Genomic DNA, 17,050 nt, shown 5'->3' on the forward strand with positions numbered 1-17,050 from the left:
GCGCCAATGAAGGTGCGGGTCAGCCCCCGGAGCGCCATCGGCTAATCTGGAGCGGTGACCCTGCGCTTTTACGACACAGCATCCGCCGAAGTCCGTGACTTCGTCCCCCTGGTACCCGGCCACGTGAGCCTGTACTACTGCGGAGCCACCGTCCAAGGCATGCCGCACGTCGGGCACATCCGCTCCGCCATCGCGTTTGACCAGCTGACCCGTTGGCTGCAGTACCGGGGCTTCCGCGTCACGGCCGTCCGCAACGTCACGGACATCGATGACAAGATCCTCGCCAAGTCCGCGGCGTCGTTCGGGCCGGATTTTGAAGACGAGCCCGGAGCTGTCCGGAACGAGGAATGGTGGGCACTGGCCTACCGCTATGAGCAGGAGTTCCTCAAGGCCTACGACACCCTGGGCGTCTCCCGGCCCACCTATGAGCCCCGCGCCACCGGCCACATCCCGGAGATGCACGCCCTTATCCAGCTGCTGATCGACCGCGGCCACGCCTACCCGGCCCTGGACGACTCCGGCGACGTCTATTTCGACGTGCGCTCCTGGAACAAGTACGGCACCCTGACCCGGCAGAAGATCGATGACATGCAGGGAGCCCCCGACGCCGACCCGCGCGGCAAGCGGGACCCGCGCGACTTCGCGCTGTGGAAGGGCTACAAGGACGGCGAACCGACGACGGCGAGCTGGGCCTCCCCCTGGGGCGCCGGCCGCCCGGGCTGGCACCTCGAATGCTCGGCCATGGTCACCAAGTACCTCGGCACCGAGTTCGACATCCACGGCGGAGGCCTGGACCTGCGCTTCCCGCACCACGAAAACGAGATGGCGCAGTCCCAGGCGGCAGGCCACGGTTTCGCCAACTTCTGGATGCACAACGGCATGGTCACCTACGCCGGAGAGAAGATGTCCAAATCGATCGGCAACACGGTCAGCCCGTCCGAGATGCTGGAGCTGGCCCCGCCCCGGGTGGTCCGGTACTACCTCGGCCAGGCACAGTACCGCTCGGTACTGGACTACCAGCCGACGTCCCTGCAGGAAGCCGCCGCCGCCGTCGAACGGATCGACGGGTTCATCAGCCGCGCCCTTCGGGCCCTCGCCGGCGGCGACGGGGGCGCCACCGCCAGCCTCGGCTTTTTCAGCTACGGCACCGTCCCGGACGCCTTTGCTGCAGCGATGGACGATGACCTGAACGTCCCGCAGGCCCTCGCCGTCCTGCACGACACCGTTCGGGCGGGCAACACCGCCCTCACCGCCGGCGATCTCGACGTCGCCCGGGAGTCGCTGGCCAGCGTCACCGACATGCTCGGTGTCCTTGGTCTCAACGACACCGCGGCCCCGGCAGTCGACGAACATGCCACCACGGCCCTCGGCGTCCTGGTCGAGGCGCAGCTCGAGGCGCGTGCCCAGGCCCGGGCAGCCAAGGACTGGGCGGCGTCCGACGCCATCCGGGATACCCTGGCCGCCGCCGGCGTGGTCGTCGAGGACGGCCCGGACGGGGCGAGCTGGAGCCTGAAACGCGGCTGAACCTCGTTGCTGGCGGCCGGTGAAGTGGGCCGCCGTCGTCCCTTCCGGTCGAGGATTTAACTCGAGTCAGTAGACTGGAGGTCAGACTTGTCAACGAATCGCGTATTTAAAGGGTGAAACTCATGGCCAACAACGGTCGCCGCTCGGTCAAATTGAAGAAGGGCCCCTCCGTCGGAACCGGCGGTCACGGCCGCAAGGCACTCGAGGGCAAGGGCCCCACGCCGAAGGCTGAGGACCGCCCCTACCACAAGGCGTTCAAGAACAAGCAGCTCTCCGAACGCTCCGAGGCCAAGCGCGCCAGCGGAAGCCGTACCACCAGTGCCGCCGCCCGCTCGGGCCGCTCCGGTCCCAAGGGCCGCGCCACGGAAGAGGTCGTCACCGGCCGGAACTCCGTCGTAGAGGCCCTGCGCGCCGGCATCCCGGCCAAGGCCCTGCACGTGGCCGTCCGCATCGAAATGGACGACCGCGTCAAGGAATCCCTCAAGCTCGCCGCCGAACGCGGCATCCCGCTGATGGAAACCGGCAAGCCCGAGCTCGACCGGATGACCGACGACGCCATCCACCAGGGCCTCGTCCTGCAGATCCCGCCGTACGAATATCAGGATGCGTTCGAGCTCGCCGAAGAGACCCTCGAGGCCTGGAAGAAGGGCCACGTCGCCAACGCCCCGCTCTTCGTTGCCCTGGACGGCATCACCGATCCGCGCAACCTCGGCGCGATCATCCGCTCCGTCTCTGCCTTCAGCGGCCACGGAGTCATCGTCCCGGAGCGCCGCTCCGTGGGCGTCACCGCCTCGGCTTGGAAAACCAGCGCCGGCGCGGCTGTCCGCGTTCCCGTCGCTCGCGCGGCCAACCTGAACAACACGCTCAAGGCGTTCAAGAACATGGGCATCTACGTCCTGGGGCTCGACGGCGACGGCGACGTCTCGCTGCCCGATCTGGCCCTGGCCACCGAGCCGGTGTGCCTCGTGGTGGGTTCCGAAGGCAAGGGCCTGAGCCGCCTGGTCCGCGAAAACTGCGACCAGATCGTCTCCATCCCGATCGACTCCGCCATGGAATCCCTCAACGCCTCCATGGCCGTCGGCATCTCCCTCTACGAAATCTCCCGCCAGCGCTCCGCCAAGTAGCACGCCTTCCGCGAACGCTCCCTCACACCATGTGGGGGAGCGTTTCCGTTTAAGGCGAGAACAGCTAAAGCAACGCGGGGTCAGATCGCGCCCGTCAAGGGCCCCAAGATGGGCGCTAAGTGACCCCGCGTTGCTGTTGGTCGAGAAGGGCGGCTGCCTAGAATTTGTGGCGGTTGGCCAGGACCGGGAGTTTGGCCCGGGCTTCCTTGACGGTGGCGGTGTCCAGGTCGGCGAACAGCAGGCCCGGGGCGCCGTCGAGTTCGTCCAGGATGTCGCCCATGGGGGAGACGACCACGGAGTGCCCGACGCCGGTGGGGGCGGAGCCTTTGGCCGGGACGCCCTGGCTGGCGGGGTCGCCCTGGCCGCAGGCGAGCACCACGGTGGTGGAGTCCAGGGCGCGGGCGCGGGCCAGGAGCTTCCATTGATCGGCCTTGCCGGGGCCCGAGCCCCACGAGGCGCAGACAATGTTGACGTCGGCACCGCGATCAGCGTTTTCCGTGAACAGGTCCGGGAAACGGATGTCGTAGCAGGTGGCCAGGCCGAACGTTACGCCGTCAAGTTCGAAGGTGGCTGGGTTCGTGCCGGGGTCAACCGTGTCCGACTCGGCGAAGCCGAAAGCATCGAACAGGTGGATCTTGTCGTAGCTGGCCTCGAGGCCGCGGCCTGTGACCAGCAGGGTGTTGCGCACCTTGGCGCCGTCGCCCGCCGTTCCCGGCGTGAACATCCCCGCGACGATCACAATGCCGAGTTCCGCGGCAAGGGCACGCACGCTGGAGGCCCACGGACCGTCCAAGGGTTCGGCTATATCCACGAGCGAATTGCCGAAGGACCGCATGGTGGCTTCAGGGAAGATCACCAGGTCCGCGCCGCCGGCCTTTGCCTGGCGCGCATAGGCCTCGACGAGGGCCAGGTTCGCGGCCAGGTCACGGCCGGTGATGATTTGGGCTAATGCTGCGCGCACAATTACCTCCAACTCGGCGCTTCATTCCAGTATGCAGGCGGCGGTTCCGTACACTGCAAAACGTCATGAAAACGAAAACGGGGGCCATTTGTCCGGCCCGGCTAAGCTTTAAGCAATGGTTATGCCCTTTATAGATACAGCTTCCACCGTAGACGCTTCGCGGGCGTTTCCGCTGGGGATCAGCGTTCCGCTTACCGGGTCGCCGGACGTGGACGATCCTCGGGGTGGGTTCGCCAACGTCGCTGTCTACGCGCCCGGCGTGGAGACCCTTGAGATCGCATTTCAGCCGCCCGGGGGTGCCTGGCAGGTCAAGACGCTGCCCAACATTACCGACGGCGTCCACCACGGCATTGTTGAGGGAATTCCCGCCGGTTCGCGCTACGGGTTCCGTGCCTCGCCGGAACACGAGGCCCTCCCGCTGTCCATGCCCGCCGCGGACTTTGATGCCGCCGGCGAGCAGCCGCTGCTGATGGACCCGTACGGCCGGGCTGTGGACGAACGGGAAGATCTGATCACCAGCGTCCGGGTCGGCAACGACTTCGACTGGGGGCTGGACCGCAGCCCCCGCGTGCCGTGGCGCAACACGATTGTCTACGAGGCCCATGTCAAGGGCCAGACCAAGCTGCACCCGGATATTCCGGAGGACCTGCAGGGGACCTACGCCGGGATGGCCCACCCGGCCATGATCGAGCACCTGATTTCGTTGGGTGTCACGGCGGTCCAGCTCCTGCCCGTCCACTTCCACGTCAACGAACCGCACCTGCAGCAGCTCGGACTCACCAACTACTGGGGCTACAACACGGCCGCGTTCTTCGCCCCGCACCCCGGCTACGCCACCGAGGCCGCGCAGGCGGCCGGTGCGCATGCGGTCCAGGATGAGTTCAAGGGCATGGTGAAGCTGCTGCACGCCGCAGGGCTGGAAGTCATCCTCGACGTCGTCTACAACCACACCGCTGAGGGCGGCACGGACGGCCCCACCCTGAGCTTCCGCGGCCTGGGCGAAATGCAGTATTACCGCAACGACGGGCACGGCAAGTACGTGGACACCACGGGCTGCGGCAACAGCTTGAACTTCGGCGAACCCCGGGTGGTGCAACTGGTACTTGATTCCCTGCGCTACTGGGTCAACGAGTTCCATATCGACGGCTTCCGCTTCGACCTGGCCGTCACCTTGTGCCGCAACAGCGCCAACGAATTCGATCCCCGGCACCCCTTCCTTGTCGCCGTCGGCGCCGATCCTGTCCTGTCCGGCGTCAAGCTGATTTCCGAACCGTGGGACGTGGGCTACGGCGGCTGGCAAACGGGCCGGTTTCCGGCCGGGTGGGTGGACTGGAACGATCACTTCCGTGACGCCGTCCGCAGTTTCTGGCTCGCAGACCGCGCCGCGATCGACTCCGGCGGGAACGGTGCCCCGGTGGCCCGCCTCGCGGACGCCCTCTCAGGCTCCACCCGGCTGTTCGAGTCCTCGGGCCGGTCGCGGCTGGCCTCGCTGAACCTGGTCACAGCCCACGACGGCTTCACCCTGGCCGACCTGACCACATACGACCGCAAGCACAACGAGGCCAACGGCGAGCAGAACCGCGACGGGCACGGCGACAACCGAAGCTACAACCACGGCGTCGAAGGCCCCACCGAAGACATGGACATCCTTGCCCGGCGTGCCCAAAGCAGACGGAACCTGATGGCCTGCCTGATGATTTCCCAGGGCGTCCCCATGATCACCGCCGGGGACGAGATCAGCCGGACCCAGCAGGGCAACAACAACGCCTACTGCCAGGACAACCCGCTGACCTGGATTGACTGGACCACTACCGCGGAGTCCCATGCGATGTTGCGGTCTACCAAACGGGTCATCAGGCTCCGCAAGGAGTTCCTGTCCGGCCAGCCGCATGACTACCCCGCCCGGGACACCCAGTCCTATTTCCACTGGTTCGACGTAAACGGCAATCCCATGTCCGCCGACACGTGGAATGACCCGGGCCACCGGGTGATCCAGCTCCTGCTCGGGTCCGACGACGGGCACGTTGACGGCCTGGTGGTGGTCAACGGCGGCGCCGACGACGTCAAGGTCACCTTGCCGCGGCTCAGCAACGAGGACGGCTCCGGCCACCGGCTCTTCGAGCTCCGCGTGACGACCTCCGACCTCCATGACCGGCGTCAGGGCGCCCGCGTTGCCTCCGGTGAGCGGGACCTGGTGCAGGCCAACACGATCAACATTTACCGCACCTAGCTAATCGGCGATTAAGGACCACATGAAGATTTACTCGGCAGACGCCTGGACCATCGAAGAACTCAAGGAACAAATCGGCGACGCCGGCCGCCGTGCCCTGGTGATTCCCGCCGCCGACTCCAAGCAGGCGGTACTTGAGACGTTCCGCGAACTCCTGGACTTCCCCGAGGACTACGGCGTGGACCTGGACGCCCTGCACGATTCGCTGCACGACGCCGCCGATGCCGTGACGGACGACGGCGAGGCCCCCATCACTCTCATCTGGCAGGTCCCCGCCGCGCTCCGCGCGGACCGCTCCTTCGGCGTCATCTGCGAAACCCTGCAGGACGCCGAAGGCTATGCCGGCACGAGCCTGGACGTCATCGCCGTCTGCCTCTAGTGACCCGCGCCAGTAAGTGACTAGGCGTTGACGATGAGGCCCAGCTCCGCCTTGGACGCCAGCGCCTCATGCTTGGGCAGCACCCGCACGGTGTAGCCGAAGGACCCGGACCGGTCGATCACCAGCGTGCCGCTGAAAAGGTGCCGGCCCTTGCCGAGGTCTTCGGCGGCCTTCAATTCCGCCACCGTGATGTCCGTCAGCTCGTCGGTGTCCTCGGCGCGGCCGTAGGCCACCTCGACGGAGACGTCGTCCGGGGAGAGCTCGCGCAGGGCCACGTAGGCATTGACCTGCAGCAGATCGCCGATCTGGGGATCCTCGGAGACGCCCACCGAGTCGACGTGTTCCACCTGGATCTGCGGCCACGCGGCCCGGATCCGGGAGGTCCAGGCCGCCAGGGTCCTGGCCTGGGCGTAGCCCTCCGCCACCGCGTGCCGTCCGGCGATCGCGGCGGGCCGGTAGAGCACGTTGACGTAGTCCTTGAGCATCCGCTCGGCGGAGACCGCAGGTCCAAGGTGGGACATCGTGTGCTTGATCATGGAGACCCAGTGCGTGGGAACGGCCTGCGGGCCCGGCTCCGACGGACCGGCCGCGCCGGCCGCGTCGGAGACGGTCAGCCCGTAGAACCGCGGTGCCACCTGCGTTTCGAGCAGCTCATAGAGGGCCGCTGCCTCGATGTCGTCGCGCTCTTCCGGCGAGGCGTCATTGTTGGCGGTCGGGATCGCCCAGCCGTTCTCGCCGTCGTACATCTCGTCCCACCAGCCGTCCATCACCGAAAGGTTCAGCGAACCGTTCAGCGCCGCCTTCATGCCGGACGTTCCGCAGGCTTCGAGCGGGCGCAGGGGGTTGTTCAGCCACACGTCGCAGCCCGGGAACAGGGTCCGTGCCATGGCGATGTCGTAGTTGGGCAGGAACGCGATCCGGTGCCGCACGGCGGGGTCGTCGGTGAACCGGACCAGGTCCTGGATCATCTTCTTGCCGGCGTCGTCGGCCGGGTGGGACTTCCCGGCGATGACCAGCTGGATGGGGTGCGTCTTGTGCAGCAGCAGCGCCTTGAGCCGATCGGGGTCCCGCAGCATCAGGGTCAGCCGCTTATAGGTCGGCACGCGCCGGGCGAAACCGATGGTCAGGATGTCCGGGTCCAGGACGGAGTCCGTCCAGGCCAGCTCGGCGTCGGCCGCGCCCCGCTTCTTCCAGGCGGCCCGGAGCCGGCGCCGGACGTCCTCGACCAGCGACACCCGCATCTCGCGCCGCAACGCCCAGAGGTCTTCGTCGGAGACGTTGTAGGCCAGGTCCCAGGGCTCCTGTGCCTCCGCGTCGGCGCCGAACTTCTCCCGGGCCAGTGCGGAGATCCGGGGGTCCACCCAAGTAGGGACGTGCACGCCGTTGGTGACCGAGGTGATGGGGACCTCGGAGTGGTCGAAGCCCGGCCAGAGCGCCGAGAACATGCCGCGGGAGACCACGCCGTGCAGTTTGGCCACACCGTTCGCCCGCTGCGCCAGCCGCAGCCCCATGACCGCCATATTGAACACGAACGGGTTGCCGTCGGCGAAGTCCTCGCGGCCCAGGTCCAGGATTTTCCCCACCGGGACGTCCGGGGCGAGGCCGGCCTCGAAGAAGTGCTGGATCTGGGAGATTTCGAAACGGTCGATCCCCGCCGGAACCGGCGTGTGAGTGGTGAAGACCGTGGATGCCCGGCCGGCAGCCAGGGCTTCTTCCCAGCTCAGCGGCTCCGGGCCGGACATCAATTCCTGGATCCGTTCGACGCCGAGGAAGCCGGCATGGCCCTCGTTGGTGTGGAAGACCTCCGGCGCGGGCACCCCCGTGAGCCGTTGGAACTCGCGCAGTGCCTTGACCCCGCCCATGCCCAGCAGGAGTTCCTGCTGCAGCCGGTGATCGCCGCCGCCGCCGTACAGGCGGTCGGTGATGCCGCGGGCAGCCTCGTCATTGCCCGGAACGTTGGAGTCCAGGAGCAGCAGCGGAACGCGTCCGACGTCGGCCCGCCACACGTGCGCCAGCAGGCGCCGGCCGTGGGGGAGGGGAAGGGAAATCTGGACGGGTTTGCCGTTGCCGTCCGGGGAGGCCTCGCGCAGGAGCGTCAGGGGCAACCCGTCCGGGTCAAGGACCGGGTACGTCTCCTGCTGCCAGGCGTCGCGGGAAAGTGACTGCTTGAAGTAGCCGGCCTGGTACAGCAGGCCGACGCCGATCAGCGGCACGCCAAGATCCGATGCCGCCTTCAGGTGGTCTCCGGCCAGGATGCCAAGGCCGCCGGAGTACTGCGGCAGGACCTCGGTGATGCCGAACTCCGGGGAGAAGTAGGCGATGCAGGACGGGGCGCCGTCGCCCAGGCCCTGGTACCAGCGCGGCTGATCCAGATACCGGTCGAGGTCGTCGGCAGCGGCATGGACACGCTGCACCACGTCCTGGTCCGCGGCGAGCCGCTGGAGCTCTTCCCGGCTGACCAGGCCCAGGAAGGTCACGGGGTCGTGGGCGCTCTCATCCCAGATCCCGGGGTTGAGCCCCTCAAAAAGCTCCCGGGTGGGCCGATGCCAGGACCACCGAAGATTGGTGGCGAGCCGGGCCAACGGCCGGATGGACTCCGGAAGAACGGTTCGGACAGTAAATCTGCGGATTGCCTTCACCAGCGAAACACTAACGGACAACTCGTTACCCCGGAACCGCTTTAAGATTCTTTCCGGTAAATGACGGATATGGGTCAGGTCTCAACGGGAATCGTTCCGAAATCGTTCGAGGCCTTAGCATTCTGGCCATTTTGTAGATAACGTCGAGCCTGTGACGAATAACTCGCGAACCAGTGCCGTGTCCAAGCAAAAGCCCAAGGCCCTGATCACGGATGGCCTTCGATTTGGCCGTTTTCCGATCACCGCCGTGCAGCCGTCGGTAGAGGGCGGAAAATTCCCCGCCAAGGCTGTCGCAGGCGAAACCATTGTGGTGGGAGCCACCGCCTTCCGTGAGGGCCACGACCAGCTCGGCGTCAGTGCCGTCCTGCTCGATCCCCGCGGCAAGGAACGCCAGCGGGTCCGCCTCGCCCCGCCGCGCGGACCGCGCGGGATGGGCACGGACCGCTGGGAGGGTCTCCTGACCCCGACCGCCACCGGGAACTGGTCCTTCGTGATCGAGGCCTGGCACGACCGTTACGGCACTTGGCACCATAACGCCGAGGTCAAGGTGGAGGCCGGCATCGACGTCGAGCTCATGCTCGCCGAGGGCGCGGCCCTGCTGGCGGAGGCCTCCGAGGACGCCTCGCGGCCCTCGGCCGACCGGAGAACGCTGCGGATGGCCGTCGTCGTTCTCTCCGACACGTCCCGGACCCCGGAGGACCGGCTCGCCGCCGGCTTCAGCGCCGAGGTGGCCGCCGTCGTCGAACGCCAGCCCATCCGCGAACACGTGACGGTGTCCGAACCGTACCCGCTGCTGGTGGAGCGCGCCCTCGCGGGCTGCGGCTCCTGGTATGAATTCTTTCCGCGCTCCGAAGGCGCCGTGCGCAACCACGAGACCGGGGAGTGGACGTCCGGCACTTTCCGCACCGCCGCGAAGCGCCTCGACGCGGTCGCCGCCATGGGCTTCGACATCATCTACATGCCGCCGATCCACCCGATCGGCGTCCAGCACCGCAAGGGGCCGAACAACACCCTGATTGCCGGACCGCACGATCCCGGCTCGCCCTGGGCCATCGGGTCCGCCGAGGGCGGCCACGACGCCATCCACCCCGACCTGGGCACCTTCGAGGACTTCGACGCCTTCGTGGCCCGGGCCGGCGAGTTGGGGCTTGAAGTGGCCCTGGACCTGGCCCTGCAGGCCGCGCCGGACCACCCGTGGGTGCAAAGCAACCCGGAATGGTTCACCACGCGGGTGGACGGCAGCATCGCCTATGCCGAGAACCCGCCAAAGAAATACCAGGACATTTTCCCGCTGAACTTCGACAACGACCCCGCGGGGCTGTCCAACGAAATTCTGCGGATCGTGCTGCTCTGGGTCAGCCACGGCGTCAAGGTCTTCAGGGTGGATAACCCGCACACCAAACCCGTCTGGTTCTGGGAATGGCTGATCGGCAAGGTCAACAAGAAGCACCCCGACGTCGTCTTCCTCGCCGAGGCATTCACCCGCCCGGCCATGATGCATGCACTGGGCCGCGCCGGGTTCCAGCAGTCCTATACCTACTTCACGTGGCGGAACACCAAGGAGGAATTGGAGGAGTACTTCCAAGAGGTCAGCCACGAATCGCCGGCCTACTTCCGGCCCAACTTCTTCGTCAACACCCCGGACATCCTTACCGAATACCTGCAGTTTGGCGGCCCGCCCGCGTTCAAGATCCGCGCCGCGCTGGCCGCCACGGCAAGCCCGATTTGGGGCGTGTACGCCGGCTTTGAACTCTACGAACACGTGGCCCGGCCCGGTGCCGAGGAGTACATCGACAACGAGAAGTTCGAGTACAAGGCCCGCGACTGGGACGCCGCGGCCGAGACCGGTCGCAGCCTGGCCCCGTACCTGACCCGGCTCAACGAGGTCCGCCGGGCGCACCCGGCCCTCGGAGACCTGCAGAACCTGACGCTGCACGAGAGCACGGACAGTTCCACCGTGGTGTTCTCTAAACACAAGACCCTCCCCGACGGGACCAAGGACACCTTGATCATCGTCGTCAACGTCGACCCGCACGTCACCAAGGAGAGCACCGTGTCCCTGGACCTGCCGGCGCTGGAACTGGATCCGGAGAACCTCACGCACAACGGCCGCTTCATGGTCGATGACCTTCTGACCGGCGAGAGTTGGGAATGGGGGGAGTACAACTACGTCCGCCTGGACCCGCACGTCGAGCCCGCCCACATTCTTAACATCCGGAGGTAGTGCCCTTGAGCTTCAGCACCCAGAATCCCAGCCAGCACTTCAGCCCAAGGGGCGGATTCGAACTGAACGCCCCTGGCCTCCAACACGATCCCCTCTGGTACCGCAAAGCGGTGTTCTACGAGGTGCTGGTCCGGGGCTTCGCGGACGGCAACGGCGACGGCTCGGGTGACTTCCACGGCCTGATCGAGAAACTGGACTACCTGCAGTGGCTGGGGGTGGACTGCCTCTGGCTCCCGCCCTTCTTCCAGTCGCCGCTGCGCGACGGCGGTTACGACATCTCGGATTACAACTCCGTGCTGGACGAGTTCGGGACCATCAGCGACTTCAAACGGCTCGTCGCGGAGGCCCATGCCCGCGGGGTCCGGGTGATCATCGACCTGCCGCTGAACCACACCTCGGACCAGCACCCGTGGTTCCAGGAATCGCGCAAGGATCCCGAGGGGCCCTTCGGCGACTTCTACGTCTGGAGCGACACGGACGAGAAATACGAAGACGCCCGCATCATCTTCGTTGACACCGAGGAATCCAACTGGACCTTCGACCCCATCCGCCGGCAGTTCTTCTGGCACCGGTTCTTCAGCCACCAGCCCGATCTCAACTTCGAGAACCCCAAAGTCATTGACGCGCTCTTCGACGTCGTCCGGTTCTGGCTGGACCAGGGCATCGACGGGTTCCGCGCCGACGCGATTCCGTACCTCTTCGAGGAAGAGGGCACCAACTGCGAGAACCTGCCGCAGACCCACGAGTTCCTGCGCCAGCTGCGCCGGATGGTCGATGAGAGCTACCCGGGCCGCGTGATCATCGCCGAGGCGAACCAGCCGCCCGCCGAGGTGGTGGAGTACTTCGGCACCGAGGAGGAACCGGAGTGCCACATGGCGTTCCACTTCCCGATCATGCCGCGCCTGTACTACGCGCTGCGGGACCAGAAGGCGGCGCCCATCATCGAGACGATGAAGGACACCCCGGACATCCCGGAAGGTGCCCAGTGGGGCACGTTCCTGCGCAACCACGACGAACTGACCCTGGAAATGGTCACCGCCGACGAGCGCGCCGCGATGCTCGGCTGGTACGCGCCGGATCCGCGTATGCGCGCCAACATCGGCATCCGACGCCGGCTGGCACCGCTGCTGGATAACTCCCGCTCCGAAATCGAGCTCATCAATGCCCTGCTGCTGTCCCTGCCGGGCAGCCCGTTCCTGTACTACGGTGACGAAATCGGCATGGGGGACAACATCTGGCTCGAGGACCGCGACGCCGTCCGCACCCCGATGCAGTGGAACCCGGACCGGAACGCCGGGTTCTCCAACGCCGACCCCGGAAAGCTGTACCTGCCGGTGATCCAGTCGCTGGTCTACAACTACAGCATGGCGAACGTGGAGGCCGAGGCGGCGCATTCGGGTTCACTGTTGCGCTGGACCCGCCAGATTCTGAGCGTCCGCAAGAACCACCCCGCCTTCGGGCTGGGCGGATTCAAGCACGTGGAAGCAGACCACGACGTCGTCCTCGCCTACCTGCGCGAGCTCCCCGAGGGCAACGCCGCCGGCGAGGACGCCGAGACCATCCTGTGCGCCTTCAACCTCTCGCAGCACCCCGTGGCAACCACTTTGCGGGTGCCGAAGTTCGCCGGCCGGGGCCTCCGCGACGTCTTCGGCGGCCAGGCCTTCCCGGGGATCGGCGACGACGGGACGTTGACGCTGACGCTGGGCAGCCACGATTTCTTCTGGCTGCGGATCCGCTCCGCATCCTCCAATCCGGCATCCCCGTTTACCCAGGCGATGCCTGTCCTGTCCATCGAAGGCTGAGATGACCCGACCTACCCTTCCCCCGGCCCTGAGCGGACTGCTTGGCGCCTGGCTGCCGCGCCAGCGGTGGTTCCCCGTCAAGAGCGCGGAGTTCAGCTTCGCGCCGGCGGGCGGCCTGCGCCTCGACTCCAGCGACGGTGAGGGGATTCCCGGCGGGGCGGCGTTTGAGGTGCTGCTGCTGGCCGTGACCTATCCCACCCCCGATGGCAACCGGACCGACGTCGTCCAGGTGCCGCTGAGCTTCCGCAATGAACCGCTGCCCGGGGCAGAACGAGCCCTGGTCGGCGAGCTTCCCGGGACCCGCGCCAACCCCGCCCACCGGTGGGTCTACGACGGCGTCCACGACGCCTTCTTCGTCGCCGCCTGGCTGGACCTGATGCGCCACGGCGGGAGCACGCCGTCGGGGAACGCCACCGGCCACCTGGTGGAGTCCGGCTACCGCTTGCCGTTCGCCACGGGAACGGTGAAGGTGCTCTCCGGCGAACAGTCGAACAGTTCGGTGATCGTCGACGACGGCGGCACGGCGGCCATCGTGAAGTTCTTCCGGGTGTTGTCGGAAGGGCACAACCCCGAGGTCGAAATCGGCGCGGCACTGACCGCCGGGCGTACCGAAGAGGTCCCGGCGACCCTGGGGTGGGTGGCGGGGGAGTGGGAGACGCCGGCCGGCGCACCCGAGGAACCGGCCGTTGCAGCCCGTCCCGCCCGCGGCGAACTCGCCGTGGTGCACGAATTCCTCTCCGGCGGACTCGATGCCTGGCGGCTCGCCGTCGACGCGGCAAGCCGGGGGATCGGGTTCGCCGCCGAAGCCCGCGCCCTGGGAGCGGCCACGGCAACCGTGCACCGGCGTCTCGCCGAGGCGCTGGGCACAGCCACCGAATCCGTGCCGGGCCAGGACATCGCCCCCGGAGTAGCCCAGCGCGTCCGCCAGTCCTGGGCGCAGGCCGGCGACGCCGTCGGGCCCTTTCAAGACCAGCTGGACCACCTCCTCGCTCGGCTCGAGGGGACCAGCGCCGGGCAGCTCCAGCGCATCCACGGCGACCTCCACCTCGGGCAGATCCTGCAGGTTCCGGGCCGTGCAGGCGCGGCGCCGCGCTGGGCCATCCTGGACTTCGAAGGCGAGCCGCTGCGGCCCATCTCCGAACGCAACTTCCCCGACGTCCCGCTCCGCGATGTCGTGGGCATGCTGCGGTCCTTTGACTATGCCGCCGGCGCGGCCGTCCGCGAGAATCCCGGTGCCGTGGTCCCGGCGACGTGGGCGGACGACTGCTCCGAGGCTTTCCTTGCCGGCTACGCAGACGTCATCCCCGGCAGCATCGACCGCGACTCGCCGCTCTTTGTAGCGCTGTGGCTCGACAAGGCCCTCTATGAAGTCATCTACGAACTAAGAAACAGGCCGGACTGGCTCTCCATCCCGGTGAATGCATCACGTCGTCTCCTCGGCAGTACAGGCTCCGGCGTTGCCGCCGGAGCCGCAGCGGAAGGTATACAAATGACAGGATCAGCAAGTATCGATCGGCCCGGAACGCCCCTGCCCCTGGACAGTGAAACCCTGGCACGCGTCGCGTCCGGCGAACATCACGCGCCGCACTCGGTCCTTGGCGCGCACCTGGATGACCACGGCCACGTCACCATCCGGGCTGTGAAGCACTTGGCCGAAGCGGTCTCGGTCGTAACGTCCGCGGGCGCGGTCCCCATGACCCACGAATCCGGCGGTGTGTGGGTGGCCGTGATGGAACCGATCGAGCGCGGGCACGTCCCGGACTACCGCCTCGAGGTGACCTACAAGGACCAAGAACCGCAGGTCGTGGACGACCCCTACCGCTACCTGCCGACCATCGGCGAAGTGGACCTCCACCTGATCGGTGAGGGCCGGCACGAGCGCCTCTGGGACGCCCTCGGCGCGCACGTGCAGCACTACAAGTCCTCGCTGGGCGACGTCGACGGCGTGTCCTTCGCCGTCTGGGCCCCGAACGCCCAAGCAGTGCGCGTCAAGGGCGACTTCAACGGCTGGGACGGCCGGGAACACTCCATGCGCTCACTGGGTTCCACCGGCGTCTGGGAACTGTTCATCCCGGGCGTTGTAGCAGGGGCGTGCTACAAGTTTGAACTCCGGACCCGGCACGGTTACTGGGTGGAGAAGGCGGATCCGCTGGCATTCGGGACGGAGATCCCGCCGCTGACGGCTTCCCGGGTGGTGGAGCCCTCGTACGTCTTCAGGGATGCCGAGTGGATGCAGGCCCGCGCCGGACGCGACCCCCACAACTCGGCCATGAGCGTCTACGAGGTCCACCTTGGCTCCTGGAAGATGGGGCTGGGGTACCGTGAACTGGCCAAGGAACTGGTGGAGTACGTCAAATGGCTCGGCTTCACCCACGTGGAATTCATGCCCGTGGCCGAGCACCCCTTTGGCGGCTCTTGGGGCTACCAGGTCACGTCGTACTTCGCGCCAACCTCGCGGTTCGGGCACCCGGATGAATTCCGGCACCTCGTCGATGAACTCCACCAGGCCGGCATCGGCGTGCTCCTGGATTGGGTCCCGGCGCACTTCCCCAAGGACGAGTGGGCGCTGGCCCGGTTCGACGGCGAGGCCCTCTACGAACACGCCGACCCGAACCTGGGCGAGCACCCGGACTGGGGAACGCTTATCTTCGATTTCGGGCGCCGGGAGGTGCGCAACTTCCTCGTGGCCAATGCGCTGTACTGGCTCGAGGAGTTCCATATCGACGGCCTGCGCGTGGACGCGGTCGCCTCCATGCTGTACCTGGATTATTCCCGCGAAGAGGGGCAGTGGCAGCCCAACCGGTTCGGCGGCCGCGAGAACCTGGAGGCGATCTCCTTCCTCCAGGAGGTCAACGCGACGGTCTACAAGACCCACCCGGGGGCTGTCATGATCGCCGAGGAATCCACCGCGTTCCCCGGCGTCACCGCGCCCACGAGCGGCGGCGGCCTGGGCTTCGGCATCAAGTGGAACATGGGCTGGATGCACGACTCGCTCAAGTACATGGCCGAGGACCCTTACAACCGCAGGTGGCACCACGGCACCATCACCTTCTCGATCATTTACGCGTTCTCGGAGAACTTCCTGCTGCCGATCAGCCATGACGAAGTGGTTCACGGCAAGGGCTCCATGTTGCGCAAGATGCCCGGGGACCGGTGGCAGCAGCTCGCCAACCTGCGTGCATTCCTCGGATATCAGTGGGCGCACCCGGGTAAGCAGCTGATCTTCATGGGCACCGAATTTGGCCAGGAGGCAGAGTGGTCGGAGCAGTACGGCCTGGACTGGTGGCTCGCCGACATCCCCGCGCACCAGGGCATTCAGCTCCTGACCAAGGACCTGAACGAGCTTTACCGCGCCACGCCGGCCCTGTACGAGCAGGACAACAATCACGAGGGTTTCCAGTGGATCAATGGCGGAGACTCGGACCGCAACGTATTGACGTTCATCCGCCGGGCTGCGGACGGCACGCCGCTGGTCTGCGCGGTGAACTTCTCCGGCGGCCCGCACACGGGCTATGTCCTCGGCGTCCCTGTTGCGGGTGAATGGCAGGAAGTGCTCAATACCGATGCCACCACCTATGGCGGTTCCGGCGTGGACAACACGGGAACCCTGACGGCGACGCCCGAGGGCATTGACGGACAGCCGGCTACGCTCACGGTCACGCTGCCCCCGCTCGGGGCAGCGTACTTCAAGCCGCTGAGTTAGGCACGACGCCGGGAAAGCCGGCACTCGTTGGCGTTGAGTGGCATCCGCGAGAAGCCCGGAATCCCCGTGATTCCGGGCTTTTTCGTACCCTCAACCGGGCTGCTTTGTCAGCCGGGCCAAGTGGTGGTAGAGTTTATTTCCGCGCTGCTCCCCGGAGTTGAACGGCCACCAAGACCCAGAAGCCTATGGCAAGACTGAGTTTGGATCGCCGATTTGACTAGGGTGAAGCGAGCGGGTAAGTTTGAAAAGTTGCTCCGGAGCGATCCTCGACCGTGTGGTTGTGGTGGTGCCGGGTGTGTCTGTTGTTTGAGAACTCAATAGTGTGCCAAGTTTGTTGATACCAATTTATTGTATTGAATTGGTTGAATTTGCCGGGCCCGCCACACCGTGGTGTGGTCTGGTGTTTTTAGCTGGTTTCAAATTTTGTGCAGCCGTTTTCTCCCGTTTTCCCGGGGGTGGCGGTT

At 66.6% G+C, this 17,050-nt stretch carries 9 protein-coding genes; 7 read left to right on the top strand and 2 right to left on the bottom strand.

Annotated elements, in window-relative coordinates; translation table 11 throughout:
* Positions 1-54 precede the first annotated feature (54 nt).
* Together cysS and rlmB are read left to right on the top strand one after the other, a co-directional pair.
* Positions 55-1,524, top strand: coding sequence for a cysteine--tRNA ligase (gene cysS, locus C8D78_RS13540; protein ID WP_120954385.1), 1,470 nt, complete (start codon positions 55-57; stop codon positions 1,522-1,524).
* A gap of 122 nt (positions 1,525-1,646) precedes the next feature.
* The gene (gene rlmB / locus C8D78_RS13545; protein WP_120954415.1) at positions 1,647-2,648 is read left to right on the top strand and encodes a 23S rRNA (guanosine(2251)-2'-O)-methyltransferase RlmB; all 1,002 of its coding nucleotides are present in this window, start codon (positions 1,647-1,649) and stop codon (positions 2,646-2,648) included.
* Positions 2,649-2,805: 157 nt separating this feature from the next.
* Here the strand turns inward: rlmB and C8D78_RS13550 are convergent, their stop codons facing one another.
* The gene (locus tag C8D78_RS13550; RefSeq protein ID WP_120954416.1) at positions 2,806-3,609 is read right to left on the bottom strand and encodes a carbon-nitrogen hydrolase family protein; all 804 of its coding nucleotides are present in this window, start codon (positions 3,607-3,609) and stop codon (positions 2,806-2,808) included.
* Between the two features lie 115 nt (positions 3,610-3,724).
* Between C8D78_RS13550 and glgX the strand changes: the two genes are divergently transcribed.
* The gene (gene glgX, locus C8D78_RS13555; protein ID WP_120954386.1) at positions 3,725-5,839 is read left to right on the top strand and encodes a glycogen debranching protein GlgX; all 2,115 of its coding nucleotides are present in this window, start codon (positions 3,725-3,727) and stop codon (positions 5,837-5,839) included.
* Positions 5,840-5,861: 22 nt separating this feature from the next.
* Positions 5,862-6,218, top strand: a complete 357-nt coding sequence (locus C8D78_RS13560) for a barstar family protein (RefSeq protein ID WP_120954387.1) — start codon at positions 5,862-5,864, stop codon at positions 6,216-6,218.
* Positions 6,219-6,238: 20 nt separating this feature from the next.
* Here C8D78_RS13560 and glgP read toward each other — a convergent pair whose 3' ends face one another.
* Positions 6,239-8,857 (bottom strand): alpha-glucan family phosphorylase, encoded by a 2,619-nt coding sequence (glgP, locus tag C8D78_RS13565; protein WP_167467912.1) that lies wholly within the window; start codon positions 8,855-8,857, stop codon positions 6,239-6,241.
* 151 nt (positions 8,858-9,008) lie between these two features.
* On the opposite strand from glgP, the gene C8D78_RS13570 reads away from it, so the two are divergent.
* Genes C8D78_RS13570 through C8D78_RS13580 form a run of 3 tightly spaced genes read left to right on the top strand, consistent with a single transcriptional unit; the run spans position 9,009 to position 16,586 of the window.
* Positions 9,009-11,081 carry an alpha-1,4-glucan--maltose-1-phosphate maltosyltransferase gene (locus C8D78_RS13570; RefSeq protein WP_279629530.1) on the top strand — a complete coding sequence of 691 codons (2,073 nt, stop codon included), beginning with the start codon at positions 9,009-9,011 and terminating at the stop codon, positions 11,079-11,081.
* Positions 11,082-11,086: 5 nt separating this feature from the next.
* Entirely contained in the window at positions 11,087-12,883 is a 1,797-nt protein-coding gene (gene treS, locus C8D78_RS13575; protein ID WP_120954417.1) for a maltose alpha-D-glucosyltransferase, read from the top strand.
* Between the two features lies 1 nt (position 12,884).
* Entirely contained in the window at positions 12,885-16,586 is a 3,702-nt protein-coding gene (locus tag C8D78_RS13580; RefSeq protein WP_120954390.1) for a 1,4-alpha-glucan branching enzyme, read from the top strand.
* Positions 16,587-17,050: the final 464 nt, after the last annotated feature.

It is taken from the genome of Arthrobacter oryzae (genome assembly GCF_003634095.1).
Lineage (GTDB): Bacteria > Actinomycetota > Actinomycetes > Actinomycetales > Micrococcaceae > Arthrobacter > Arthrobacter oryzae.

Coding starts and splice junctions, on each gene's coding strand:
- C8D78_RS13580 (WP_120954390.1), top strand. CDS start 12,885: ATGACCCGACCTACCCTTCCCCCGGCCCTGAGCGGACTGCTTGGCGCC.
- glgX (WP_120954386.1), top strand. CDS start 3,725: ATGGTTATGCCCTTTATAGATACAGCTTCCACCGTAGACGCTTCGCGG.
- C8D78_RS13560 (WP_120954387.1), top strand. CDS start 5,862: ATGAAGATTTACTCGGCAGACGCCTGGACCATCGAAGAACTCAAGGAA.
- rlmB (WP_120954415.1), top strand. CDS start 1,647: ATGGCCAACAACGGTCGCCGCTCGGTCAAATTGAAGAAGGGCCCCTCC.